Source organism: Rhodococcus sp. NPDC077669 (assembly GCF_040686915.1).
Taxonomy (GTDB): domain Bacteria; phylum Actinomycetota; class Actinomycetes; order Mycobacteriales; family Mycobacteriaceae; genus Rhodococcoides; species Rhodococcoides fascians.
Genome location: NZ_JBFBMD010000023.1, coordinates 17,674 through 42,202 on the forward strand (window position 1 = coordinate 17,674; position 24,529 = coordinate 42,202).

Genomic DNA, 24,529 nt, shown 5'->3' on the forward strand with positions numbered 1-24,529 from the left:
CACATACTTCCCTTACCCTTCGGCGCGTGCGGCCTCGCGCGCAGCCCCGACCGGTACTCCGTTGGGGCCTTCCACCGACTGCGCGTAGACACCGATGCCGTATGCCACGGCGGCACCGTTCTTCGCCAGCGCCGCGCGGTCGACGTTCGCCAGGGTGTCCTGATCGGTGTGGTAATTCTCGTCGAACGTCTGATCGGCCGTGCCGCCCCACTTCGCGGCCTGCTCGGCAGTCTTGTTCTCGTCCGCGCCGCTGAAGACGCCGCCTGCGGGGATGCCGACCTCGATGAACGGCCCGTAGTCGGATCGACCGTCGAAATCCGTACCGTCGACGGCGATACCGTCGGCCGCCAAATGCTCGACGAACGTACGCTCGATGGCGTCGGATCCGGCCGGTCCCGCGGGCTCACCGACCTGGTCGGAGTCGTCGCCGTCGTAGGCGAGGTAGCCGGGGTTGTGCGAGCCGATCATGTCGAAGTTCAAGTACAGCGCGATGTTTCGCTTGTCCTCGTCGGACAGGCCCTCGACGTACTTGGTCGAACCGACGAGCCCGTTCTCCTCGGCACCCCAGAATGCGAACCGGACCGCGTTGGTCACCTCGGGTGCACTGCCCATCTGCAGAGCAGTCTCGAGCACGGCGGAGGTGCCGGTGCCGTTGTCGTTGATGCCCGGGCCCTCGGGGACGCTGTCGAGGTGGGCACCCGCGACCACCACGTTCTCGGTCGAGCCGGTGGTGGTCTGCGCGATGATGTTGCGGCTCGTGGTCGACTCGGTCGTCGTGACGAGAGTCAGCGTGACCTCGGGGGCCGCGAGGACCGCTGCCCCGTCCTCCTGGCTGACACCGCCGGTCGGAATCTTCGCGGTCTCGGAATCACCGAGCGTTCCCGAATCCAGTGGTCCGGGTTCGTTGTTGACGATGATCGCTGCTGCCGCACCCAATTCGGCGGCGACGGTCTGCTTCGCACCGAACGGGCACACCCCTCGCGGCACGACTGCCACCGCTCCCGTCAGGTCGAGACCGGCGTAATCGGCTGCCTCGCACCCGTCTGCCCCGGCGGGAGCGCCGACGACGCGTGCGGTGATCCCCTCGGCGGACGTGGTGGGCGAGTAGCTGAGCGCGAACACCGGAATCTCGGTGCCCGCGAGCGAGAGGGTTTGCGTCTGCGCCTCGAAGGTGTCGAAATCGAATTCGGGAGTGGTGACGTCGAATCCGGCCGATTCCAGTTGGGAGACAACGTAATCGACACTCGCGTCGTATCCGGCAGTCCCGGCCGCGCGGTTACCGTCGTGCGCGGCGGCGATGTCCTCTAATTCCTGCAGGTGCCCGACGAGGGCATCCTCGGTGACCGCTTCCGACAGTCCGGCCCCGTCGGGTGTCGCGAAAACTCTGGCCGGTTCCTCGTCCCCTGTACCGGAGGAGGACGAGCAACCGGCCAGAATCAGGACAGTGACGGCGCTACCTGCAAGCAAGGAAATCCGCATAGCGGACACCCTACCCAGGCAGGTGTCAGGCGTCCCGGCGATTGACGACGAACACTGCCACTCCGAAGATCACCGCGGTGAAGACGACGAAGTAGATCAGGCTGCCGACGGGTCCCCAGTGGAAGTCCGTTCCCGCGGATCCGCCGAGGAAATGGTCGGCGTTCTTGAACGGCAGGAACGGCTGAATCTTCTCGCCGACCTTCGGGATGATCCCGACGAGGTTCTCGATGAGCAACGGCCACAACAACAACACGGCGATGGCACCGGCGGACTGGCGAATCAGCGCACCCACGGCAACGGCCAGAACGATCTGCACGAACGCCAGAATTGCGGTGCCGTAGACGACGCGCCAGGTGCCGTCGACGTCGAAGCTCAGCAATGCGCCGGCTTCCTCACCGGCGATGGATTTGGCCAGGAACAACGCGCCGAAGGCGAGAACCAACGACAGCACTGCCCCGTACACGCCGACGATCAGTGCCTTCGCACCGAGCACCGAGGCCCGGTTGGTGATCGCCTGGAACGTGGTTCGGATCAGGCCGAAGCGGTATTCGCTGGTGACGGTGAGTGCACCGAGGATCATCAGCACCATGATGCCGAGTCCGCCGACGCCGCTGCCGACGACGTCGTATGCGGTGGTCGGTGGCAGACCTTCCGGCGCATCCGGGCCGACGGCGGTCTTTGCGGCCCAACCCAGGATGGCTCCGAACCCGAGGCCGAAGACCACCACGATCGCGCTGCACCACCACGGCGACTTGGTCGAGGTGAACTTGATTCTTTCTGCTGCCAAGACGCCCATCAGAGTGCACCGCCCATTGCTTGCTGAGTGTTCTGGTCTTCGGCTCCCGAGCCGTGATATTGCACTGTGTCTCCGGTGAGTTTCATGAATGCTTCCTCGAGCGAGCCGCGCTGAGAGGCCAACTCGTGCAATGTGATTCCGGCCCGGCCGGCGAGGTCACCGATCGCGTCGGTGGTGGAGTTCAGCACGACGAGCGAGGGCTGCAGTTCGTCGGACTTGTCCGGCTCACGCACCGTGAGCCCGGCGGTGGTCAGCACCTGACGCAGGCCGTCGAGTTGTGGGCTGCGCACGCGTACCGAGGCCTCGGAGGCATGGTCGATGAATTCCTGCACCGAGGAATCCGAGATCAGCTTGCCGCGTCCGATGACGATGAGGTGTTCGGCCGTCTGCGCCATCTCCGAGAGCAGGTGGCTCGACACCAGGACCGTGCGGCCCTCGGCTGCCAAGCGCTGCATGAACTTTCGGATCCAGACGATGCCCTCGGGATCGAGTCCGTTGACCGGTTCGTCGAACAGCAACACCTTGGGGTCACCGAGAAGAGCGCCGGCGAGACCGAGCCGCTGCGACATGCCGAGCGAGAATCCGCCCGCATTCTTCTTCGCGACCTCGGACAAGCCCACCAGCCGCAGCACCTCGTCGACGCGGGACTTGGGGATGCCGTTGGACGCGGCCATCCATTCCAGATGCGCACGCGCAGACCGGTTGGGGTGCACCCACTTGGCGTCGAGCAGAGCGCCGACGGTACGCAGTGGCTGCTTCAGGTGGCTGTAGCTCTTGCCCTCGATGGTCGCCGTCCCCGAGGTGGGGCGGTCGAGCCCGAGAATCATTCGCATCGTGGTGGACTTACCCGCACCGTTCGGTCCGAGAAAGCCGGTCACGATGCCGGGTTTGATGGTGAAGGTGAGGTTGTCGACCGCCGTCACCGCTCCGTACTGCTTGGTCAGTCCTGTCACTTCGATCATGGGACAACTGTCCCCGATCGACGGCGTGTCCACATCGCCCCACAGTCGCGACTTGCATCATCCTTTTGGATGACACAGACCCTGAGACAGCCGAGGCCTGGCTGGGGCACGCGGTCGCCTGAGCGCAGCCGCAAATGCGCGCGCGTTTGCCAGATGCGCGGGGATTCGCCCTCATTTTCGCCACTATTCTGCGCGCGTTTCGCAAACGCGCTCGCGTTTGCGAAATACGCAGCACCACACAAAGGGCCGCGCCGCCGACGCAGCCGCTACATCGGCGAGCTGGCCTGCGCCCAGAATCGTTTCGGGATGCGGCCTGCATGTCGGGCCTGGTAACCCGCGGCCACCGCATGACGCATCGCCGACGCCATCAGCGCCGGGTCCTTCGCGCGGGTCACCGCGGTGGCGAGCAGCACTGCGTCGCAGCCGAGTTCCATCGCGAGGGTGGCGTCGCTGGCGGTGCCGATGCCCGCGTCGAGGATCACGGGCACCCCTGCGGCCTCGACGATCATCTCGATGTTGTGTGGGTTGGCGATGCCGAGGCCGGTGCCGATGGGTGAGCCGAGCGGCATGACGGCAACGCAGCCGATGTCTTCGAGACGCTTGGCCAGTACCGGGTCGTCGGTGGTGTACGGCAGCACCTGGAAACCGTCGTCGACGAGTTGCTCTGCGGCCTTGACCAATTCGATGGCGTCGGGCAGCAGGGTTCGCTCGTCGGCGATCACTTCGAGTTTCACCCAGTCGGTCTCGAGCGCTTCGCGGCCGAGCTGCGCGGTGAGCACGGCCTCGGCCGATCCTCGACACCCCGCAGTGTTCGGCAGCGGGGCGATGTTCAACCGCCGCAGCAGATCGAGCACTCCCGTCCCACCCGCGGCGTCGACGCGGCGCATCGCGACGGTGGTCAGTTCGGTTCCCGACGCGACGAGGGCTTCCTCGAGGACGGCGAGGTTGGCCGCTCCCCCGGTGCCGGTGATGAGCCGGGATGTGAAGGTGCGATCGGCGATGGTGAGTGCGCTAGCCACCCTGCACCGCCGTGAGAACGTCGATGGTCCAACCCTTTTGGACGTCGGTGGTGTCCCATCGACTCTTGGGCAGCACGGCACCGTCGACGGCGACGGCAATGCCTTTCTCGGGCAAGCCAAGGAATTCGAGCAGCCGACGCATGGTCATGTCCTCGGTGAGCAGGTGATCCTCGCCGTTGACGGTGATCCCGATGGCAACCTGGGTCATGGTGTCCTTTCGATCTGTGAGAAGCGTTCGGGTGTGGCGGCTTTCGCCTCGGGCAGCGTGTCGCCCGATACCAGCGCGGCGACGGCGTCGGCGGTGATCGGCGCGAGCAGAATGCCGTTGCGGCCGTGCCCGGTAGCGACGATCACGTTGTCGGCGAGTCTGCCGATCAACGGCAGTCCGTCGGGGCTCATCGGCCGTAATCCTGCAGCAGTTTCGTACAGCTCGTACTCGCCGATACTCGGCATGAGTCGTTCGGCGTCGGCGATCAGGTCTCGCACCCCCGCCACGGTGACCTGGGTGTCCTCACCGGATTCGTATTGTGTTGCGCCGACGACCAATCCGTCGCCGCGTGGCACCAGGTAGACGGGTCGGCCGTGCACGGTTCCGCGGATCGTGCGGTGCGGTGGCGGTGCGGCACTTGGCCTACGACGCAGCCGCAGGATCTCGCCTTTCACCGGTCTGACCGGCAGTGTCGGCCACAGTGCGGCGCAGCGAGAACCGGCGGCCAGGACCACCTGATCGGCGTCGGGAATTGCGTCGACCGAGGTTGCCACGAACTCCACTCCGGCGTCGAGACATCCCTGCTCGAGCGCGGTAACCAGGGCCCGATTGTCGACGGACAGCTCGGTCGGTGCCAACAACCCGAGCCGAATGTTCTGCGCCAATGCAGGTTCGAGTTCACGCACCTGCGCGCGGCCGAGAATCTCGAGCTCGTGTCCCTGCTCGCCCACCCATTCGGCGATCGTGCGCAGGTCGGTGGCGTCGGCGGAGTCGAGGGCGACGGTCATGGATCCGGTGGCCGAGAACACCGACGGGCCGGGGAGGCGTCCGGCGAAGTCCGGCCACCGCTCGAGCGACGCGGCACCGAGCCGTAGGAGTTCGTGTTCACCGGGCCACCCCTCGGACAGCGGGGCCAGCATGCCCCCGGCGACCCACGACGCGCCTCGACCCAGCGCAGGATCGTGCACCACCACCCGATGGCCGTCCTCCGCCAGTCGTAGTGCCGTCGACAGCCCGATGACGCCTCCGCCGATAACGACGATATGCACGCGATTCACGTCCTCACTCCCTGCGCCCGCATGATCGGGTTCAGGTATTGACGGTAAGGGCGGCGAACCCACTCTCAGCCCCACGATCCCCGGGACTCCCGCGATATGTCGGCCACTCCGTCGTCGGTCGCGGCTGCCATGAGAATACAGTTCGTTTCGTGCACCCAACTCAGACCGTCCGCAACCAGACTCCTCGCGAGCGTCTTGCGTCCGCTCGCCTCTACCTGTGTACCGATGCCCGACGCGACAAGGGCGATCTCGCGCAGTTCGCCGAGGCCGCGTTGTCCGGTGGCGTCGACATCATCCAGCTGCGCGACAAGAACTCCGCCGGTGAGCGCCAGTTCGGGCCGCTCGAGGCCAAGGACGAGCTCGCTGCGCTGGCGATTCTGCTCGCGGCCACCAAACGTCACGGTGCCTTGCTGGCCGTCAACGACCGCGCGGATCTGGCGCTGGCGTCCGGTGCCGACGTCCTGCATCTGGGCCAGGGCGACCTGCCGGTGCACTACGCGCGCCAGATTCTGGGCCCGGACGTGGTGATCGGACGCTCGACTCAGAACCGCGCGCAGTCCTCGCTCGCCGCCATCGAGGACGGCGTCGACTACTTCGCCGTCGGTCCGGTGTGGCCGACGCCCACCAAGCCCAACCGCTCGGCCGCCGGCCTGGAAACTCTGCGGGCCACCGCGGATGCGTTGCCGGAGCGCCCGTGGTTCGCCATCGGCGGCGTCGACGCGACCAATGTGGATCAGGTTCGAGCGGCGGGAGCCGAGCGCATCGTGGTCGTTCGGGCGATCACCGAGGCACGTGATCCGCAGGCCGCTGCGCGCGCGCTGGTACAGGCGCTACAGAACTGACGTCACAGCCAGGCGAGCACGGCAGACGGCGAGAGCACGTGCACCGCGCCGGGCAGTCGATTCTGGAGTCCGCGGTCGGCGGTGACCAGCGCGGTCAGGTCTGTCGATCGGTGGGCCTGATCTGTGAGGGTGTCGTCGCCACTGCCGTCCGCGAGGATCACCGGGATGCGCGGATCGTCGACAACGGCGTCGCGCGCTTGCCCCTCGAGCACGGCCTCGATGCGGGTGAGCCAGCCGTACTGGCCGCTGGGTAGTTCCACCGTGCGCGGCAGTGTCGCGGCCAGCGACGTCAACAGTGCGCCGGTCGAGCCGGCGCGGTCCTTCCACCAGCCGTCGGGCCGGGAGCCGAGGACGTTGGCGGTGTCGAGCAGCACGCGCAGCGGCTCGGTACGCAGCGACGGCCAGCTCGACGCGAAACCCGGGTGCAGTGGCAGCTCGCCGACGATGGACTCCGGCACCCACCGCAGTTCCGTGCTCTCGCCGTTCGGGACGGTGGCCAGCGGGTGATCGGTGTCGGCGATGACCGTGGTGTACGACCAACCGCTCGGGACTGCGGCGGTGACACGCTCGCTGCGCACGCTCAACTGTTCGGCCGAGATACCGGCTTCCTCGTGCGCCTCGCGGACCGCCGCGTGCTCGGTGCTCTCGTGCGAATCGCGAGCCCCGCCCGGCAGGGCCCACGTTCCGCCCTGGTGACTCCACAACGCGCGGTGCTGCAGCAACACCATCGGTTCGCCCGCATCGGAGGGCGCACGGAGCAGCAGACCGGCGGCACCGTGCTTGCCCCAGTGCCGAGAACCGTTCTCACCGATCACCCAACCGTCCCCGTCACCGCGCATGCTCCCCACCCTAGGTGAACCGCCTCGCCGTAGTGACTGTGCTGTAGTGGCTGCAGTGCGGTCCGCCTGCTTATATGCTCGATGCGTGATCGCGGCCGGCATTACTCCCTCTGCTGCCGTCCCCCCGACAACGGCACCCCACGTCGGTGCCGCTGCAGGCAAGCCACCGGTTCGATACACGATGCGTTCGACGCCTGCGCGGTTGGTCGCGATGGGTACCGCGCTGGTCGTCTTGGCGCTGACGGTCGGAAATCTCGCGTCCACGGCGGTGACCGATCGAGTCGACACTCTCGGGACACTGCTGGTGCGCACCGAGCCGTTCGCCAACTCGGCTCAGAATCTCTACGGTGCCCTGTCGGTGGCCGACGCGGCGGCCGCGTCGGCATTCATTGCCGGTGGGCTCGAGCAACCCGAAGTACGTGACCGGTACTCGCAGGCATTGGGTGAGGCGTCGTCGGAATTGATCGCCGCGTCCGCCGGGGTCACCGACAAGGACGAGGCCACCAGCGCAGTGCTGACTCAGATCGCTACCGGGTTGCCGGTGTACAGCGGGCTGGTCGAGACGGCGCGAGCGAACAATCGCAGCGGGAACCCGGTGGGTGCGGCATATCTCGGCGAGGCGTCGACGATGATGCAGTCCAGCCTGTTGCCGCTGGCCGAGAAGTTGTACACCGAGCAGGCCTCCCGCGTCTCGGCCGATCAGGAGAGGTTCACCAGTCCCCCGTACTTCGCGATCGGGTCGGTGGTGTTTCTGTTGCTGATGACCGGTCTCGCCCAGTGGTATCTGTCCCGGACGACGCGTCGCACACTCAATGTCGGTTTTCTCGGTGCCACGGCCGCTCTGGCGGGCTTGCTCGGGTGGATGTTGGTGGTGGGGTTGATCTCGTCGATCGCCACCGACCGCGCGATCGACCGCGGGGTGGCACCGCTGAAGTCCTACACGACGGGGTTCATTCTGGCCCAGCAGGCCAGGGCGGACGAGACACTCGACCTGGCCCGCCGCGGTGGCAGCCAGGATTACGGACAGTCGTTCGCCGGCAACGTCTCTCGGCTCGCGGACATGTTCGAGGGCGACCCCGAGGTGACCGAGGCCCTGAACAACTGGTCGGCCTCGCATGCGCGCATCGATTCGGCGCTCGAGGTGGGCGACTTCAACGGTGCGGTGTCGATAGCGACCGGATCGGGTGATTCGGATTCGGCGGCTGCGTTCAACGCTCTCGACAGTGTGCTGGTCGACGGGATCGACAGTGCCCGAAGCGAACTACGCTCCAATATCGATCGATCGGTCTGGGTCCTGTCGGGCTTGTCCAACGGCGCGTACGTGCTCACGGTGGTGGCCTCGGTGGCGTTCGGAGTCGGCCTGTTCCCGAGGCTGCGTGAATACCTGTGAGACGCCTACTCGCCGCCGGCCTCGTCGCGACCGCCCTGCTCGTCGGATGCTCGCCGCCGGAAAGAATTGCGGCACAGAGCGATACGATGTTCACCGAACCGCCTCTGCCCGACGGAGCAACCGTCGCGGCTCGGCCCACCGAAACACCGGCGGACGACGAGTGCGCCCGCCCCACGGCCAGTCTGCGGCCGCTACCGACCGGCACCGACGCGCCACTGCCTCCGCAGCCGACCATCGATGCACTCCGAGCCAAGGGTCGCCTCGTCGTCGGCCTCGACACGGGCAGTAACCTTTTCAGCTTTCGCGACCCCATGACCGGGCAGCTGGTCGGGTTCGACGTCGACATCGCTCGGGAGATCTCACGCGACCTGTTCGGAGACCCGAACCGGTTGGACTTCCGAATTCTGACGTCCGCACAGCGCCTCGAAGCTCTGCAGGACTCGACGGTGGACATCGTGGTGAAAACCATGACGATCACGTGCGCCCGGCGTAAGGACGTCCAGTTCTCCACCGTGTACTTCCAAGCGCAGCACCGAGTTCTGGTGGTGCAGGGCTCGGGTATCCGTGGGGTCGGGGATCTGGCGGGCAAGCGGGTGTGCGCGGTGGAGGGCACCACGTCGCTGCGTCGCCTGCAGCGGGTGCAGCCGGCCGCGACCGTGGTGACGGTGCCGATGTGGTCGGATTGCCTGGTGGTACTGCAACAACGACAGGTCGACGCCATCAGCACCGACGACGCCATCCTGGCCGGACTTGCCGCACAGGACCCGTACCTCGAGATCGTCGGCGACAGTCTGAGCCCGGAACCGTACGGCGTGGGCATCAACAAGAAGAACGAGGATCTCGTGCGCTTCGTCAACGGAACGTTGGCACGCATCAGGTCCGACGGCACCTGGAACCGCATCTACAACAAGTGGCTGACGGTGCTCGGCCCCTCCCCCGGTCCACCCACCGCGTCGTACAGCGATTAGAGGCGCACGTCATGGACGAGGACGAACAGCAACCCACCGCTCCCGCGCAACGCACGCAGGCGGTGTCACGGGATCAGCTCACATCGACGGACGGCGTCGAACGCACGCAGGCGGTGTCCCGGTCGCCGATCGACGACCGGACCGCACCGACTCCGGGGCCGAATTCGCCGGTAGGTGAGGACAACTCGAAAGCTGCGGTTGCCAAATCCGCAGCCGCCAGATCCAGCATGTCGCAGAGTGCATCCACTCGGGCCAGAACCGGTCGATCTCGGTCCGGTCGCTCCCGCAGCACCGGTATTCGGCGCCGTCTCGGCGGCGGCCTGGTGGAGGTTCCGCGGGTGGAGCCGATCGATCCGGCGACCGCGGTGATGTCGGATCCTACGGTGCCGCAGCACAAACGGTTCTGTTGGAAGTGCAACGCCAAGGTCGGGCGCAGCGAACCGGGAGAGCCCGACATCTCGGTGGGCGTGTGCCCGCACTGCGGCACCACCTTCGATTTCACCCCGCTGCTCGAGCCGGGTGATCGAGTGGTGGGCCAGTACGACGTGCAGGGGTGCATCGCGCACGGCGGTCTGGGGTGGATCTACCTCGCCATCGACCGTAACGTCAGCGACCGCTGGGTAGTACTCAAAGGCCTACTGCATTTCGGCGACGAGGAAGCACATGCGGTCGCGGTCGCGGAGCGTCAATTCCTCGCCGAGGTAGCGCATCCCGGCGTCGTCAAGATTTACAACTTCGTCGAACAACCCCGCGGCGACGGCACTTCCGTCGGCTTCATCGTCATGGAGTACGTGGGTGGTCGTTCGCTGCGCGACATCCTGACCGCGTGCGGTGACGACGCCCGCATGCCGGTCGAGCAGGCGCTGGCCTACGTACTCGAAGTGCTTCCGGCACTGGGTTATCTGCATTCGATCGGGCTGGTCTACAACGATCTCAAGCCCGAGAACATCATGGTCTCCGAGGACCAGATCAAGTTGATCGACCTCGGCGCGGTCGCGGGCATCGAGGATTACGGCTACCTGTACGGCACGGTGGGGTACCAGGCACCGGAGATCGTGAAGACCGGGCCGACGGTGGCGTCGGACATCTACACCGTCGGCCGCACCCTCGCGGTGCTGACGCTGGACATGCCGTCGAAGAACGGCAAGTACCTCGACGGCCTGCCCTCCGTCGCAGAATCGGAAGTGCTGCAGCAGTTCCCGTCGCTGCATCGCCTGCTGGTTCGAGCCACCAACGCAGACCCGACGCGGCGGTTCCGGTCCGCGGACGAGTTCGCGGGGCAGGCGACCGGCGTACTGCGCGAGATCCTGGCGATCCGGACGGGCGTCGAGCGGCCCGGCCTGTCCGCGGTGTTCAGCCCGCCGCGTACGACGTTCGGTACGGAGCAGTCGGTGGGTCGTACCGATACCTACGTCGACGGCAAAGTACGCCACGAGCGCATGACGGCAGCCGAAGTGGTTGCCGCACTGCCGGTTCCCCTGGTAGATCCCAACGATCCGAGCGCTCCCCTGCTGGCTGCCGCCGTGCACGTCGAAGCTCAGCAGACTCTGGACTCGCTCCAGCATGCCAAGCGGAACGGCATCGAGCGGGTGTCGGCCGGTACGTCAGGTGCCACCGGTTCCGCGCCCGCGGGAGCGAGCCTGGAGATCACCCTCGCCGAGGTCAAGGCGCACCTCGATCTGGGGCACGTCGTGGAGGCCACCGACATCCTGTCGAAGGTGCAATCCGAGGATCATGCCGCCGATCCGTGGCGGGTGCAGTGGTACGCCGGATTGATCGCCTTGCTGCACCACGAATACGATTCTGCGTTCACGAGTTTCGACAACGTGCTCGGAGCGATGCCCGGCGAGCTCGCGCCCAAACTCGCGCTCGGTGCCACGTCGGAATTGTTGGGGCATGTCGCGCTCGGCAACGACGAGGACGCCGAGAAATGGCGGGCCAGAGCCGAGGGCCTGTACCGCGCTGTGTGGCGCACCAACAGGGGCATCGTCAGCTCGGCGTTCGGTCTGGCCCGGCAGCTGCAGCGCCGCGGTGATCAGACCGGTGCCATCGCGGCACTGGACCAGGTGCCGATCAGCTCGCGGCACTACTCGATGGCACGGATGACCAGTGTGCTGACCTTGCTGATGGATCGCTCGCGCGCCGAGCTGTCCGAGGCCGATTTCCGCTCTGCCGCACGGCGAGTGGCGCTGCTCCCCAAGGCGGAGAGCCGAGCACTGCAGATGCGGACGCTGGTGCTCGCGATGGCCTTGGACTGGATCGTCTCCGGCCACGCCGCCACGGCCGAACGGGAGCCGATTCTCAGCGTCCCGTTCACCGAGGACGGATTGCGGCGTGGCACCGAGAAGGGGCTGCGGGCGTTGGCCCGCAACGCCACCGATCGCGCGCATCGCTTCTCACTGGTGGACCTGGCGAATGCGATCCGTCCGCGTTCGCTGTTCTAGCGGTACGTCAGGAGCGAACCAGATCGTCCGTCGCCCGGGCGATCGCCAGCTCCTCGTTCGTCGGCACCACCAGCACCGTGACGGCCGAGGATTCGGCGGAGATCACGCGAGCCGACTTGCTGCGCACGGCATTACGTTCAGAGTCGATCCGAATTCCGAAGTGTTCCAGGTTCGCCAGCGCGTCGGCGCGCACGGCAGCAGCGTTCTCGCCGACGCCCGCGGTGAACGTGAGGACGTCGAGCCGCCCGAGCCCGATCATGTACGCGCCGATGTACTTTCGCAGCCGGTGGATGTACACGTCGTAGGCCAACCGGGCCGATCCGTCGCCGTCGTCGATGCGTTGTTGCAGTTCCCGGAAGTCGTTGACCCCGGACAGTCCGATCAGACCCGACCGGCGGTTGAGGAGAGTGTCGATGTCGTCGACACTCATCCCAGCGCTACGACGTAGATGCATGATCACACCGGGGTCGATGTCCCCACTGCGGGTGCCCATCACCAGTCCCTCGAGTGGGGTCAGACCCATCGACGTATCGACCGCGCGGCCCCCGTCGACCGCCGATGCCGACGCACCGTTGCCCAGATGCAGCACGATCTGCTTGAGGTCCCCGAGATCGCGTTCCAGGAACTGCGCAACCTGCTCGGACACGTAGCGGTGCGAGGTGCCGTGAAAGCCGTAGCGCCTGATGTCGTGTTCGGCTGCCACGGCGGCGTCGATCGCGTACGTCGCAGCAGCGTCGGGCAGAGAATGGAAGAACGCCGTGTCGAACACGGCTACATGCGGCACGTTCGGCAGTTGCTTCCGCGCCACCTCGATACCGAGGACGTTGGGCGGATTGTGCAGCGGCGCAAGACTGCTCAGATCCGAGATCTGCTGAACGACAGCGTCGTCGATGATCGTGGGGCGATAGAACACCGTGCCACCGTGCACGACGCGATGCCCGACGGCGGTGACGTCGGACCCCAGTTCGATGCCGGCGTCGGCAAGCATCTCGAACGCGAGAGCCAACCCGTCCCCGTGGTCCTCGATGTGCTGTGTTCGCTCGGCGCTCTCGCCGCGGTAGTCCAGTTCGACGCGACCGTCGGATTCGCCGATACGCTCGACGAGACCACTGGCGAGCGATTCGCCCGAATCGGGATCGACCAGTTGGAATTTGACCGAGGACGAGCCCGAGTTGACGACGAGGATGCTCACGCCTGTGCCTCCTGCTGGGAGATACCCTGCGCCTGAATGGCGGTGATGGCGACGGTGTTGACGATGTCCTCGACCAGTGCCCCGCGCGAGAGGTCGTTGACGGGCTTGCGCAGGCCCTGCAGTACCGGCCCGACAGCGACGGCACCGGCGCTGCGCTGAACGGCCTTGTAAGTGTTGTTGCCGGTGTTGAGGTCGGGGAAGATGAACACCGTTGCGCGGCCTGCCACGTCGGAATCCGGCAGCTTCGATTTCGCGACCGACGGTTCGATGGCCGCGTCGTACTGAATGGGGCCCTCCACCAACAGTTCCGGGTTACGTTCGCGCACGATGGCCGTCGCCTGCCGCACCTTGTCGACGTCGGCTCCCGAGCCGGATTCGCCGGTGGAGTACGACAGCATCGCCACTCGCGGTTCGATACCGAACTGGGCCGAGGTCTGCGCCGAGGAGATGGCGATGTCGGCCAATTGCTCGGCCGTCGGGTCCGGCACGACGGCGCAGTCGCCGTAGGCCAGTACACGGTCGGACAGACACATCAGGAAGATCGACGACACCGTCGACACGCCCTCGGTGGTCTTGATGATCTCGAACGACGGCTTGATGGTGTGCGCAGTCGTGTGCGCCGCTCCCGACACCATGCCGTCGGCAATGCCCTTGTGCACCATCATGGTTCCGAAGTAGGAGATGTCGGCCATGATCTCGCGGGCACGCTCGATCGTCATCCCCTTGTGCTTGCGCAGTTCGGTGTACTCCTGCGCGAATTCCTCGGCGTAGTCGCAGTTCTTGGGGTCGAGGATAGTTGCCGAGTCCAGATCGACTCCCAGTTCCGATGCACGACGTCGAATCGGGCCTTCTTCGCCGAGGATCGTGAGGTCCGCGACCTGGCGTTGCAGCAGCCTTCCGGCGGCCCGCAGAATTCGGTCGTCGCCGCCCTCGGGGAGCACGATGTGCTTGCGATCGGCACGCGCTCGATGAATGAGCTGGTATTCGAACATCTGCGGCGTCGTGATGGTCGGGATGGCGATATCGAGCCGTCCCAGAAGGGTTTTGGCGTCCACCCGCTGCTCCATCAGGCCCAGCGCGGTGTCCACCTTGCGCTGAGATCCGACGGCAACACGGCCGCGGGTCTGCGCCGCAGCCGATGCGGTGTCGAAGGTTCCGAGCTCGGTGGTCAGAATCGGCAGTCTCGGACCGAGACCGGCGACCAGTCGTGCGATTGCCGGGTGCGGTTCGATGCCGCCGTTCATGATGATGCCGGCGAGGGACGGAAAACCCTCCGCCTCATGAGCATTGACGAGTGCGAGCAGTACGTCGGACCGGTCTGCCGGCGCGATGACGACGACACCTTCGGTGAGCCGCTCCAGAATGTGCTCGGCCGTCATACCGCCGACCATCACCCGCATCGCTTCTCGCTGCAGCAACGACGAGTCGCCGCTGTAGAGCGTTCCGTCCACCGCGTCGAGCAACTCCGCCATGGTCGGCGCGACGAGCAACGGGATCTCGGGAAGGCTCCACACAGGAACGTCGACCGACGCCAATGCGTCGGTGACGGCGTCCAACTGATCCGGATCGCACCGGTTCGCCACGATCGCGGCGAGATGGGCGTGGTGCTGCCGCAGTTCGGCCTGGCACAGCGCCGCCAACTGGGCGATCTCGTCGGGGGTTCGATCGGAGCCACGCAGCGCGAGGAGCACGGGGGCACCGAGATTGACCGCGATGCGCGCGTTGAACCCCAGTTCACTGGGGCTGCCGACGTCGGTGTAATCGCTACCCACGATCACCACGGCGTCGCACTGCGCAGCCACCTCGTGATACCGACTGACGATCTCGCTCAGCGCCGCATCCTGATCGGAATGCACCTGCTCGTAAGTGACCCCGAGAGACTGCTCGTAACTCAGATCGGCGGTCGTATGCTCGACGAGCAATTCGAGAATGTAATCCGGCTCCTCCGTCGAACGAGCGATAGGCCGAAACACACCGACCCGGGCCGTCGTCGCGGCGAGCATCTGCAGCACACCCAACGCAATCGTGGATTTGCCGGAGTCGCCTTCCGGTGACGCGACATAAATACTCGAGGGATACATGTCAGCCGTCTCGGCACCGGTGGACTCAGCCATGCCCGCCAGCTTAATGGTTGGGGTGTTGACACCGAGCACAGTCGGGTTGTCCCATGAGCCATGGCCGAATCACCGTTTCCGGATGTTCGCTGGGGCAGCGAGACATCGTTCATCCGCAAGCCCGCCGTCAAGTTCGCGTCGACCAAGCCCGGTTCGTGGGTGATCAGGAACCTCGCAGGCGTCGACCGCTGGTTGTTGACCAAGTCGAACGGCCGATTCACCGTCCTCGGACCGATCGCCGCTCCGGTGGTGTTGTTGACCACCACCGGACGCAAATCCGGTAAGCCGAGGACGAGTCCGCTGTTGTACTACCGGGAGGGTGATCGGATCTTCGTCGTGGGATCCAATTTCGGCCAACAACACCATCCGGCATGGACGTCGAATCTTCTGGCCGATCCGAAGGCCGTCGTCACTATCGGCGGCAGGAAGATACCGGTCACCGCCACCCGAATCACCGGCGACGAGAAGGCGCGTATCTACCGACAGTTCGACGCGATGGTCGAGGTCTACGGCGAGTACGAAACAAGGACCGACCGAGACATGCGATTGTTCGCACTCTCGGCCGATCCCCGCACTTCGACGTAACTAGCCGAGCTTGCGCAGGCGCGGTGCCAGATCCTTCTCGAACAGCTCGAGGAAACGCTTCTGGTCGTGTCCGGGCGCGTGGAACACCAGGTGGTTCAGGCCGGCGTCGGTGTACTGCTTGACCTTCTCGACGGCCTCGTCCGGGTCCGAAGCCACGATCCAACGCTTGGCGACCTGCTCGATCGGCAGCTCGTCGGCGGCTTTCTCCATCTCCATCGGGTCGTCGATGGAGTGCTTCTGCTCCGGCGTCAGAGACAGCGGAGCCCAGAAGCGACAATTCTCCAGTGCCAGTTCGGGATCGGTGTCGTAGCTGATCTTGATCTCGATCATCTTGTCGATCTCGCCGGCGTCACGCTCTGCCTTGCCTGCACCCTCTTCGACGGCCGGGAGGAGCTTTTCGGTGTAGAGCTCCATGCCCTTGCCCGACGTACAGATGAAGCCGTCACCCGCGCGTCCTGCATACCGCGCGACGACGGGTCCGCCGGCCGCGATGTAGACGGGGATGCCGCCCTCGGGGACGTCGTAGATCGACGCGCCCTTGGTCGTGTAGTACTCGCCCTCGAAGTCGACGCGATCGCCGAGCCACAGCTCGCGCATCAAGCGAACCGACTCACGCAGTCGTGCGAAACGCTCCTTGAACTCCGGCCACTCGCCGGTGAACCCGGTGGCGATCTCGTTGAGCGCCTCACCGGTTCCCACTCCGAGCATGATGCGTCCGGGGTAGAGGCAGCCCATCGTGGCGAACGCCTGCGCGATGACCGACGAGTTGTAACGGAACGTCGGCGTGAGCACCGAGGTACCGAGCTGGATCGTCTTCGTGCGCTCGCCGACGGCCGTCATCCAGGCCAGCGAGAACGGGGCGTGACCGCCCTCGTGACGCCACGGTTGAAAGTGGTCACTGACAGTCGCGGAGTCCATACCGTGTTGCTCGGCGAGAACACCGAGTTCGACGAGCTCCCGCGGCCCGAACTGCTCCGCCGATGCCTTGTACCCGAGCTTGAGACCCTGCGCCACGCCGAACTCCTGTCGTTGGTCGTCTAGTACTTCGATTGTGCACCTGTGGCGATTGGCGGTGTGCTACTGGATCCCCAGAACAGTGACCACCGCAGCCAATACTGCTACTGCGCCGATGCCGACCGCGAAGATCCACAGGTCCCGGGACTCGGGCATGGGCGCTCCGCTCTCGAGGGCGGCGCGCACTCGCATCCATCTCCGCAGTCCGATGACGGGTGCGGCGGCCGCGAGGCCGATGAGAATCAGGCCGAGTGCAGTGCGAACCCAGCCGGTGCTGAACCCAGGAACCAGGTGAACGATTGCGATCCCGCCGGCGAGCAACCCGAGCGAGGTTCTCAGCCAGGCAAGAAAGGTGCGTTCACTGGCGAGGGTGAACCGCTCGTCGGGGCGCGTCACGCTGGAGCGGTGATGCGTTCGCGGATGAGTCGGGCAACGAGTTCGGGATCGTCGGGGGTGAAGACCGGCGAGATGCGGCGGATGGTGAGCACCACTGCAGTGTCCTTCTTCGGACGCATGACGTCCAGCGGGAGCCACTGGTCGGTTGTCGACGCGCCCCACAGCCGCCAGCGCCCGTTCCAGTTGCCCAGCACGGCGGTGTCGACGGCGCGAATGTCACCGTAGGGAACGAACTTCTCGATCGCGAACGGAAAGTAGTAGTGCCGCAACGTGACCCCGCTGTCGTCCACGCGCACGAGACCGTCGTCGTAGTGGACCGTGGATGTTGTTCGCATAGTTAACGGTATGCCTGCTCTGCACGCTCTCGCAACCATCATCTCCAAAACCTGTCGGTGGGTCGAGATACTCTTTCTTCAGTTCGAACGCATGTTCTGAACTGGGGGTCACCGGGGGGTGAAAAAAATGGCTGCACCAGTGGTGTCGTTGGATGCGTTGATCACTGCCGCGCGGGAAGAGAATCGGCATGCGGCCCGAAAGATCGCTGCCTGCTACGACTTCCACCTCACCTGCATCGCGGAGGATGCAGGTCCGAGCCCGCAGCTGCGTTCGGATACGGGTTCGGTTGCACTACAACCTCATTCGACCACCACAGACGTCCCACCCGACCCGACTGTCGATCCCGACACCCGGCAACGGCGTCGGAATTCCCTTGCCTCCGCAGCGGCCCGACTACGCGACCGCCACTGCCGCTTCCCCGGCTGCCACCGACCCGCGGCACGCTGCCAGCTCGACCACGCGATCCCGTTCGACCACGCCAATCCCCTCGGCGGCGGCTGGACCACCGTCAACAACCTCCAATGCCTCTGCGAATACCACCACAGCGTCAAAACCGCCGGCTACTGGAAAGCCGTCATGCTCCCCGGCGGCGCCATCCTGCGGACCTCCAGATCGAAAACCACCCGAATCACCCTGCCCGCCAACGGAACAGCCGTACCCATCATCGGCAACGACCTCCGGCCACACATCCCCACCCAACCCAGACGATCAGGCGTCATCGCCTACCCCGACCCACCAGACAACCCGACCCCCGAACCAGAATCGACCAACGAAGAAGACGAGGAGCCGCCCTTCTGACCTCAGACGTCGGCCGCTCGTTCCGGTGTTCTCACCAGCGTCAGCTGCGACGTCTGGCGCAGCGAGAATCCGATGGAGAGGTACAGCTCGATAGCGCGGATGTTCGTCGCGGCGGCATGCAGGAACGGCTCGTCGCCTCGGGCCCTGATGCCGTGACCGACCGCGCGGACCAGCTCGGTGGCCAAGCCCTGTCCGCGATGAGCCGGGTCGGTACACACTGCGCTGATCTCGGTCCACCCCGGCGGACGCATGCGCTCCCCTGCCATCGCGATCAGTGCGCCGCCCCGTCGGATACCGAGATACGTGCCGAGTTCGCGGGTGCGAGGAAGGAACGGGCCCGGCTCGGTGCGTCGCACGAGATCGAGCATCTCGGGCACGTCGTCGGCTGTCAGTTCTACCGCCTCGGCCAACGGCCGAGTCTCGAGTTCGGTGCCCACGAGTTGAACGATTCCGAAGCTGTCGACCACGGACCACCCCTCGGGCACATCCAGCACCGGCCCCCGCAATCCCACGATGCTTCGCGGCCCGAACAGCACTGCGATGTCGTCCCAGTCCCGTGGCTGCAGAACGTCGGGATGCGCCAGAAAGGGCGAGACCTGGGGATCAGCGCGAATCACTCGGCCGCGCGTGATCGCAAACCGCGACAGCGGACCCCCGAGGGAGGTACGAATGGGATCGTCGAGAGGGTGAACAGACACGTCGGTCAGCGTCCCATGTCGGGCTCGGTCAGTTGCTCACGACCCACTCCGTCACCAATACTTATACCGGTATAGTTATTCGCATCGAACCGAAAGGCATTCCGTGATCGAAATCCTGCCCCCGAGCAAGATTCCCCTTGCCCGTGAAACCGGTGCACTCGTCGCCGAAATTCTCGAGACCGTCCGCGAACGCGCGACCGTCGGCACCAATCTGCTCGAGATCGACGAATGGTCCAAGGACATCATCCTCGGGGCGGGGGCAACGTCGTGCTACGTCGATTACGCGCCGTCCTTCGGGCGCGGACCCTTCGGCCACTACATCTGCACGTCGGTCAACGACGCTGTGCTGCACGGTTTGCCGCACGACTACAACCTGGCCGACGGCGATCTGCTGACTCTCGATCTTGCCGTGATCCTCGGCGGCGTGGCATCGGACTCGGCCATCAGTTTCGTCGTCGGCGAGAACAAGCCGGCAGAGAGCCTGGCGATGATCGATTCCACCGAACGAGCGTTGGCCGCGGGTATCGCCGCGGCACGTCCGGGCAACAAGATCGGCGATATCTCCCACGCCATCGGGACGGTTCTTCGTGAAGCCGGCTATCCCATCAACGTTCAGTTCGGTGGTCACGGAATCGGATCGACGATGCATCAGGATCCGCACGTATCCAATACCGGCAGGCCCGGTCGCGGCTACGGCCTTCGCCCCGGCCTGATGTTGGCACTCGAGCCCTGGGTGATGGCGGATACCGATGAGCTGGTCACCGACCCCGACGGGTGGACGTTGCGTAGCACCACCGGTTGCCGCACCGCGCACAGCGAGCACACCGTCGTCATCACCGACAGCGGGGCCGAAATCATGACCCTACGTTCGTGATTCTGCGTCGGTAGGGAGTCACAAACGCTTCTCGAAGGTGTTGGAGAACGGCAGCAGTTCGTACGGCGGAAACACCGGGATGCGGGTGTAGCCGCTCTTCTCGTACAGCCGCACCGCGTCGGGCTGACGATCACCGGTCTGCAGAATCAAGCGTCGCAATCCCTGTTCGCGGGCCGCATTCTCGGACGCCTGCAGCAGCGCGGTCGAGACTCCGGACCCACGGTGATCAGGATGAACGAACATTCGCTTCAGTTCGAGGTCGGGGCCGTTCCACCGGAGAGCGGCATGTCCGACGGCCTGCTCGACGTTCTGCGCATCGCACCGATAGACGACGAACGTGCGATGCACGTCGCCTTCGTCCACGGCATTGGCCTTCGTCTTCGCCATCAAGGCCGCTCGGTCCGCGTATCGGGGACCCACCTCCGATGCCATTGCGGCCCGGAGCGATTCGGCGTCGGGATGGTTCCAGTCGACGGCGCGGGTGACGAGGTCTGTTCGGGACTGCGCTACATCGGTCACGCTCGATCGGACCACGCGTTACGGGCCGCCGTCAACCGCTGCAATCACGGTGAGTTTATCGCTGGTGCGGCCAGTCGTCGTCGTGCACTGTGACAGCGTGAACACGAACTGTCGCTGCCCACGCTGACCATCCGACCTCCCCACCGTCGACGGCACTCGTCACAGTCGACACTTGTCACAGGAGCCACAGCCATGAGCACCGAAGCGACCGTCGTTCTTCGCATCTCCGATTCCGGGACGTCATCCTTGCAGGGATTGACCCGACCGCAATTGCACGCCCTCGCCGATGCTCTCCGCGTCGCCGCCAAAAGCTATGCACCACATGCCAAGATCCTGACGCGTTTCGACGTCCGGGTGAACGAACTCAACGCTCCCCTCGTCATCGACCTACCCGCGCGCGATGTCGTTCTCGCCGGCAAGAGCGTTCGGTTCAGCCACACCGAGTTCGAGATCTTCGCCTATCTCGCCCAGCATCCTCGTGTCGTGGTGAACAGATCCGAGCTGAGTGACTCGAACGGCGGCCGCAGTGTCGACGTCCATCTCTCCAGGGTGCGAACCAAACTCGGGCAGTACGGCCGACTGATCACCACGGTCCGCGGCACCGGCTACCGATTCGATCCCGAGCCCGGAATCCGCGTCATCACCGAGCCGTCGGTGCTGCGCAGCGCCTGAGATCAGTTACACGACTACCGCGTCAGTGCTGCTGCCCGACGTCGACGGTTCCGCCGTACCACCACGAACACGAGCAACGCGACCAGAACCACCGCGATGATCGCGCCCAGTGCCGTCGCGCCGCGGAAGCCGGGTGCGCTGGTATCGAGGGTGCGTTCGCCGGCGTGGGCGGCATTGCTGGTACCCAGAACGATGGTCAGAGTCAGCAGGTTCGGGATGGCGGTGACGACTGCGAGAATCACCGATCCGATCGCCAACTGCTTTCCCGCCCTACCCTTTCGGACCGACCACGCACTCCAGAAGAACATCAGTGGCGCGAACGTGCAGACGATTCCGAAGAGCAGGCCCCACAGAATTCCTTTGGTGAACGTGCGATCAGCCAGGCTCTCGACGCGCAGGCTCCACCACCGGGGCAGGAACGCCGCCAGAACGAAGTAGGCGATCAACAGAAGAACGACGCCGGCACCGAGCAGGATGCCGCGCCGCTTCCAATTCGCCGAGCTGGTCGACGGTGCAGGCGTGGTCGGGTCAGCAGTCATAGGCCCATGGTAGAGCGTTCACGTTCCCATCGGACCCGACCCGAGACCTGATCGTTAGCTTCTACCGGAGATGCGGTCGAAGTCCAATCGAAAGCCCTCGGGAGCTCTCGCGTTGTCGATGACACAGAAGCGGTTGCCTTCCGTATCCGCCAGTACGACGAAATCGGCGCCATCCGGATACCGCCACTCGACGGTAGTCGCACCGAGGGACAGCAATCGCGTCACTTCCCGCTTCTGCCCCGCCGTATCGGGCGCTCCCAGAACCAGCACCTGATCAAGCTACCGCTTCCCGTCCGCCGCGTGAAGTATTTTCACGACGCCCGTGCACGGTCGGAAACAGCGTCACCGTCGAGGCCCAGGTGTCCCCGCAACGTCGTCGAGGTGTATTCGGTACGGAACACCCCTCGCTCCTGCAATGCCGGGACCAATTTGTCGACCAGATCGCCGATAGCGTCGCGCAAGTGGTACGGGTTGATGTTGAAGCCGTCGACCACACGGTGACGCACGAGGGCTGCCCAGTGGTCTGCCACTGCCGCAGGGGTTCCCGAGTGGAAGCGCGACGCCGGCGACACTTCGAGCACCAACTCTCGGATGGACAGCCCTTTCTCTTCCGAGAGGGCTCGCCATTGCGCGATCTGAGTCAGTTTGCCGGTCCGAGCGTCGATGGACAGCGTGCCGCGTGACGGATCCAGCTCGGCGTCCACCGGATCGATGTCGGGTAGTGGGCCCTCCGGGTCGTACGCCGAGAGGTCCTTGCCCCAGTAGTGCTCGAGAAAGGCGATGGCTCGAACACCGTTGTGCGCGTTGGATCGAAGCCACCGAACCTTTTCTTCGGCCTCGGCTTCGGTATCACCGAGTACGACGGTCACCCCGGGCAAGATCTTCACGGCATCGGCCGGTCGGCCGTATGCAACCGTCCGGGCACGTAGATCTTTGGCGTAGGCCACCGCTGCGTCGTAGGCGTTGTTGGCCGAGAAGACGACGTCGGCGTGCCGGGCTGCGAGGTCCCGTCCTCCCGGCGAATCGCCGGCCTGGAACAGCACCGGCCTACCCTGCACACTGGACCGAACGTTGGGTGCCGCAACCGCTTCGAGCAGATCGGTGTGGAACTCCACAGGAGAACCTGCCCAATACTGCTTCGCCAGTTCGACCACCTGGGTGGCGCGCTCGTAACGGCGTTCGTGCTCCAACCACCCACCGCGCCTGAAGTTTTCACCCGTCCAGGCGTTGTCGGTGGTGACGATGTTCCATCCGGCGCGCCCGTCCGACAGCGCGTCCAGGCTGGCCAAACGACGAGCCAACTCCACCGGGATGCTGTACGTGGTGTTCTGGGTCGCGACAAGTCCGATGCGCTCGGTCACCGACGCCAGAGCCGCCAGTTGCGTGATGGCGTCGGGCCTGCCGGCGATGTCGGTGGAGAGAATGTCGCCACGGTTCTCTCGGATACGTTGACCGTCCCCGAGAAAGAACGCGTCGAACAAACCGCGTTCGAGTGTGACGGCGACCTCGACGAACGTGTCGGTGGCCACTTGATCGGGGGCGTGCGAATCCTCCCAGACCGTCTGCGCGCCGATCCCTGGATAGAACACGCCCAGATGAATTTGCGCGTTCGGGTCGAACGGTGCGCCGGTGTCCGGGTGATGGTCGATGATGCCCATGACAGCTCTTCTCTACTCGTGCGCAGCCGCGGCGTAGCGGCTGACCGGACGCGGCAACCCCAGGTTCTCCCGCAGCGACAGTCCCGGCGTCGGTCGACGAATCAGATGTGCCGGTACCGCAAGCTCTTTCAACGCCGCACCACCGAGGTGCAGCCGGACGCCGTCGACGACACCGGCAAGGGCCTCGGCCTTCGACAGGTGGTCGATATCGGCGAACACCAGCGCGGCTCCGTCGCGGCGAGCGGTGTCGGCCTGCTCGCTGATCCCGTCCCCGCGTACGAGTGCGACATCGAGCAGATCGGTGACTCCCAGGTCGGCGTCGCCGATGACGACGACCTGCCCCTGCGGCGGACGAGGAGTGATCAGTGGCCCTACGACGTCGAAGAATTCGCCCTCGAAGCGCACGTGATGCACGCGAGCGGGATCGAGATACCGGCCGGACTCCGCGTCTCGAACGACGGCGTCGTCTTCCCACGAATCCCACAGCCGCCCCGCCACGTCGATGACGTCCCGCACTTCGGCGGTGGTCTCGGAGCGGACCTCGGATCCGACAGCCGCGTGAGTGTCCGCGCTGTTGTCGACACCGACCACCCAGGCCCCGCGGCCGTGCGAGGCGTGGTCCACACTCGCGAGTTGTGTTGCGAGAAAGAACGGTTCGGTCGTCAGAGTGTGGACCGTGGGAGCCAGGCCGAGGGTGGACGTGGTGGAGGCGACGAATGCCGCACGAGTACCTGCATCGAGGCGCTCGCGTGAGGAGACCAGCGAATCACCGAAGGTGACGAGGGTGAAGCCGGCGCGTTCGGCGGCGGCCGCGTTCTCCTTCAGGAGCGCAGGTGTCTCGTCGAACCCGTCGAGTTCGACGGCGAAGTACAACGTCTCGGTCATCCTCGGTTCAGCCCTTCGCACTCGTCGTGTTCCTGCGTCCTCTGTACCGACGATCTTCACCGGACGGCTCAACCACGAGTTCCGAAGTCCAGCGCCGCGGCGGTGCAGGCAGGCTGAGCTCCGAGTCGATCGATCAACGCCGCCGCCAGTGCTTTCAGCCAGGTCATACGTGGACCCTAGGTTCATCCGCTGTAGAGCACACCCGTTGCGATCACGCTGATTCGAACGACGTAGACGCCGGTAC

At 65.4% G+C, this 24,529-nt stretch carries 26 protein-coding genes and 1 riboswitch; of the genes, 8 read left to right on the top strand and 18 right to left on the bottom strand.

Features of this window, described 5'->3' with window-relative positions; all coding sequences use genetic code 11:
• Positions 1 to 12: 12 nt before the first annotated feature.
• The 6 genes from AB0P23_RS20515 to thiO all read right to left on the bottom strand — a co-directional run bounded on the left by AB0P23_RS20515 (position 13) and on the right by thiO (position 5,513).
• Positions 13 to 1,479, bottom strand: coding sequence for a M28 family peptidase (locus tag AB0P23_RS20515; protein WP_032401076.1), 1,467 nt, complete (start codon positions 1,477 to 1,479; stop codon positions 13 to 15).
• A gap of 25 nt (positions 1,480 to 1,504) precedes the next feature.
• Positions 1,505 to 2,275, bottom strand: coding sequence for an ABC transporter permease (locus tag AB0P23_RS20520; RefSeq protein WP_027498483.1), 771 nt, complete (start codon positions 2,273 to 2,275; stop codon positions 1,505 to 1,507).
• A complete protein-coding gene (locus tag AB0P23_RS20525) occupies positions 2,275 to 3,237 on the bottom strand; it encodes an ABC transporter ATP-binding protein (protein ID WP_027498484.1) in 963 nt (320 codons plus the stop codon). Before AB0P23_RS20525 ends, AB0P23_RS20520 begins: the two co-directional genes overlap by 1 nt.
• A gap of 266 nt (positions 3,238 to 3,503) precedes the next feature.
• On the bottom strand, positions 3,504 to 4,256 hold the full coding sequence (locus tag AB0P23_RS20530) for a thiazole synthase (protein WP_032374723.1): 753 nt from the start codon (positions 4,254 to 4,256) through the stop codon (positions 3,504 to 3,506).
• Positions 4,249 to 4,464, bottom strand: coding sequence for a sulfur carrier protein ThiS (gene thiS, locus AB0P23_RS20535; protein WP_027498486.1), 216 nt, complete (start codon positions 4,462 to 4,464; stop codon positions 4,249 to 4,251). Before thiS ends, AB0P23_RS20530 begins: the two co-directional genes overlap by 8 nt.
• Complete coding sequence (gene thiO, locus AB0P23_RS20540; protein ID WP_080733361.1) at positions 4,461 to 5,513, bottom strand: glycine oxidase ThiO; 1,053 nt, start codon at positions 5,511 to 5,513, stop codon at positions 4,461 to 4,463. Before thiO ends, thiS begins: the two co-directional genes overlap by 4 nt.
• A riboswitch (TPP riboswitch) is annotated at positions 5,514 to 5,625 on the bottom strand.
• 46 nt (positions 5,626 to 5,671) lie between these two features.
• Here thiO and thiE point away from each other — a divergent pair.
• Entirely contained in the window at positions 5,672 to 6,364 is a 693-nt protein-coding gene (gene thiE / locus AB0P23_RS20545; RefSeq protein ID WP_027498488.1) for a thiamine phosphate synthase, read from the top strand.
• A 2-nt stretch (positions 6,365 to 6,366) separates the two neighbouring features.
• On the opposite strand, the gene AB0P23_RS20550 is transcribed toward thiE, so the two are convergent.
• Positions 6,367 to 7,203 carry an NUDIX hydrolase gene (locus AB0P23_RS20550; RefSeq protein ID WP_032365122.1) on the bottom strand — a complete coding sequence of 279 codons (837 nt, stop codon included), beginning with the start codon at positions 7,201 to 7,203 and terminating at the stop codon, positions 6,367 to 6,369.
• An 85-nt stretch (positions 7,204 to 7,288) separates the two neighbouring features.
• Here AB0P23_RS20550 and AB0P23_RS20555 point away from each other — a divergent pair, with 85 nt between their 5' ends.
• Genes AB0P23_RS20555 through AB0P23_RS20565 form a run of 3 tightly spaced genes read left to right on the top strand, consistent with a single transcriptional unit; the run spans position 7,289 to position 12,005 of the window.
• Positions 7,289 to 8,593 (top strand): hypothetical protein, encoded by a 1,305-nt coding sequence (locus AB0P23_RS20555; RefSeq protein WP_032365121.1) that lies wholly within the window; start codon positions 7,289 to 7,291, stop codon positions 8,591 to 8,593.
• On the top strand, positions 8,590 to 9,561 hold the full coding sequence (locus AB0P23_RS20560) for a glutamate ABC transporter substrate-binding protein (RefSeq protein WP_032365120.1): 972 nt from the start codon (positions 8,590 to 8,592) through the stop codon (positions 9,559 to 9,561). The genes AB0P23_RS20555 and AB0P23_RS20560 overlap by 4 nt, the downstream gene beginning before the upstream one ends.
• An 11-nt stretch (positions 9,562 to 9,572) precedes the next feature.
• A complete protein-coding gene (locus AB0P23_RS20565) occupies positions 9,573 to 12,005 on the top strand; it encodes a tetratricopeptide repeat protein (protein WP_363799115.1) in 2,433 nt (810 codons plus the stop codon).
• A 7-nt stretch (positions 12,006 to 12,012) separates the two neighbouring features.
• Here AB0P23_RS20565 and AB0P23_RS20570 read toward each other — a convergent pair whose 3' ends face one another.
• Both AB0P23_RS20570 and pta read right to left on the bottom strand, forming a co-directional pair.
• Entirely contained in the window at positions 12,013 to 13,197 is a 1,185-nt protein-coding gene (locus tag AB0P23_RS20570) for an acetate kinase (RefSeq protein ID WP_032401077.1), read from the bottom strand.
• Positions 13,194 to 15,311, bottom strand: coding sequence for a phosphate acetyltransferase (pta, locus tag AB0P23_RS20575; RefSeq protein WP_196251046.1), 2,118 nt, complete (start codon positions 15,309 to 15,311; stop codon positions 13,194 to 13,196). Before pta ends, AB0P23_RS20570 begins: the two co-directional genes overlap by 4 nt.
• A gap of 60 nt (positions 15,312 to 15,371) precedes the next feature.
• Between pta and AB0P23_RS20580 the strand changes: the two genes are divergently transcribed.
• A complete protein-coding gene (locus tag AB0P23_RS20580; RefSeq protein WP_027498495.1) occupies positions 15,372 to 15,896 on the top strand; it encodes a nitroreductase/quinone reductase family protein in 525 nt (174 codons plus the stop codon).
• On the opposite strand, the gene fgd is transcribed toward AB0P23_RS20580, so the two are convergent.
• The 3 genes from fgd to AB0P23_RS20595 form a co-directional block, all read right to left on the bottom strand.
• Complete coding sequence (gene fgd, locus AB0P23_RS20585) at positions 15,897 to 16,910, bottom strand: glucose-6-phosphate dehydrogenase (coenzyme-F420) (protein WP_363799120.1); 1,014 nt, start codon at positions 16,908 to 16,910, stop codon at positions 15,897 to 15,899. It lies immediately after the preceding gene.
• 63 nt (positions 16,911 to 16,973) lie between these two features.
• Positions 16,974 to 17,306 (bottom strand): DUF202 domain-containing protein, encoded by a 333-nt coding sequence (locus AB0P23_RS20590; protein WP_027498497.1) that lies wholly within the window; start codon positions 17,304 to 17,306, stop codon positions 16,974 to 16,976.
• Positions 17,303 to 17,641 carry a hypothetical protein gene (locus tag AB0P23_RS20595; protein ID WP_032389001.1) on the bottom strand — a complete coding sequence of 113 codons (339 nt, stop codon included), beginning with the start codon at positions 17,639 to 17,641 and terminating at the stop codon, positions 17,303 to 17,305. The genes AB0P23_RS20590 and AB0P23_RS20595 overlap by 4 nt, the downstream gene beginning before the upstream one ends.
• 127 nt (positions 17,642 to 17,768) lie before the next feature.
• On the opposite strand from AB0P23_RS20595, the gene AB0P23_RS20600 reads away from it, so the two are divergent.
• Entirely contained in the window at positions 17,769 to 18,440 is a 672-nt protein-coding gene (locus tag AB0P23_RS20600; RefSeq protein WP_363799124.1) for an HNH endonuclease signature motif containing protein, read from the top strand.
• A 2-nt stretch (positions 18,441 to 18,442) separates the two neighbouring features.
• On the opposite strand, the gene AB0P23_RS20605 is transcribed toward AB0P23_RS20600, so the two are convergent.
• Positions 18,443 to 19,138: a GNAT family N-acetyltransferase gene (locus tag AB0P23_RS20605; RefSeq protein WP_094643879.1), complete on the bottom strand. Its 696-nt coding sequence runs from the start codon at positions 19,136 to 19,138 to the stop codon at positions 18,443 to 18,445.
• Positions 19,139 to 19,241: 103 nt separating this feature from the next.
• On the opposite strand from AB0P23_RS20605, the gene map reads away from it, so the two are divergent.
• A complete protein-coding gene (gene map / locus AB0P23_RS20610; protein WP_283550596.1) occupies positions 19,242 to 20,012 on the top strand; it encodes a type I methionyl aminopeptidase in 771 nt (256 codons plus the stop codon).
• A gap of 18 nt (positions 20,013 to 20,030) precedes the next feature.
• Here the strand turns inward: map and AB0P23_RS20615 are convergent, their stop codons facing one another.
• A complete protein-coding gene (locus tag AB0P23_RS20615; protein ID WP_283550618.1) occupies positions 20,031 to 20,444 on the bottom strand; it encodes a GNAT family N-acetyltransferase in 414 nt (137 codons plus the stop codon).
• 279 nt (positions 20,445 to 20,723) lie between these two features.
• Here AB0P23_RS20615 and AB0P23_RS20620 point away from each other — a divergent pair, with 279 nt between their 5' ends.
• Positions 20,724 to 21,203 (top strand): winged helix-turn-helix domain-containing protein, encoded by a 480-nt coding sequence (locus AB0P23_RS20620; protein ID WP_032366689.1) that lies wholly within the window; start codon positions 20,724 to 20,726, stop codon positions 21,201 to 21,203.
• Between the two features lie 14 nt (positions 21,204 to 21,217).
• Here the strand turns inward: AB0P23_RS20620 and AB0P23_RS20625 are convergent, their stop codons facing one another.
• Genes AB0P23_RS20625 through AB0P23_RS20640 form a run of 4 tightly spaced genes read right to left on the bottom strand, consistent with a single transcriptional unit; the run spans position 21,218 to position 24,285 of the window.
• Entirely contained in the window at positions 21,218 to 21,742 is a 525-nt protein-coding gene (locus tag AB0P23_RS20625) for a permease (RefSeq protein ID WP_283550597.1), read from the bottom strand.
• A 54-nt stretch (positions 21,743 to 21,796) separates the two neighbouring features.
• Positions 21,797 to 22,012: a VOC family protein gene (locus tag AB0P23_RS20630; RefSeq protein WP_157889861.1), complete on the bottom strand. Its 216-nt coding sequence runs from the start codon at positions 22,010 to 22,012 to the stop codon at positions 21,797 to 21,799.
• Between the two features lie 41 nt (positions 22,013 to 22,053).
• Positions 22,054 to 23,400 carry an LLM class flavin-dependent oxidoreductase gene (locus tag AB0P23_RS20635; RefSeq protein ID WP_363799129.1) on the bottom strand — a complete coding sequence of 449 codons (1,347 nt, stop codon included), beginning with the start codon at positions 23,398 to 23,400 and terminating at the stop codon, positions 22,054 to 22,056.
• A gap of 12 nt (positions 23,401 to 23,412) precedes the next feature.
• The gene (locus AB0P23_RS20640; RefSeq protein ID WP_027494253.1) at positions 23,413 to 24,285 is read right to left on the bottom strand and encodes an LLM class flavin-dependent oxidoreductase; all 873 of its coding nucleotides are present in this window, start codon (positions 24,283 to 24,285) and stop codon (positions 23,413 to 23,415) included.
• Positions 24,286 to 24,529 lie beyond the last annotated feature (244 nt).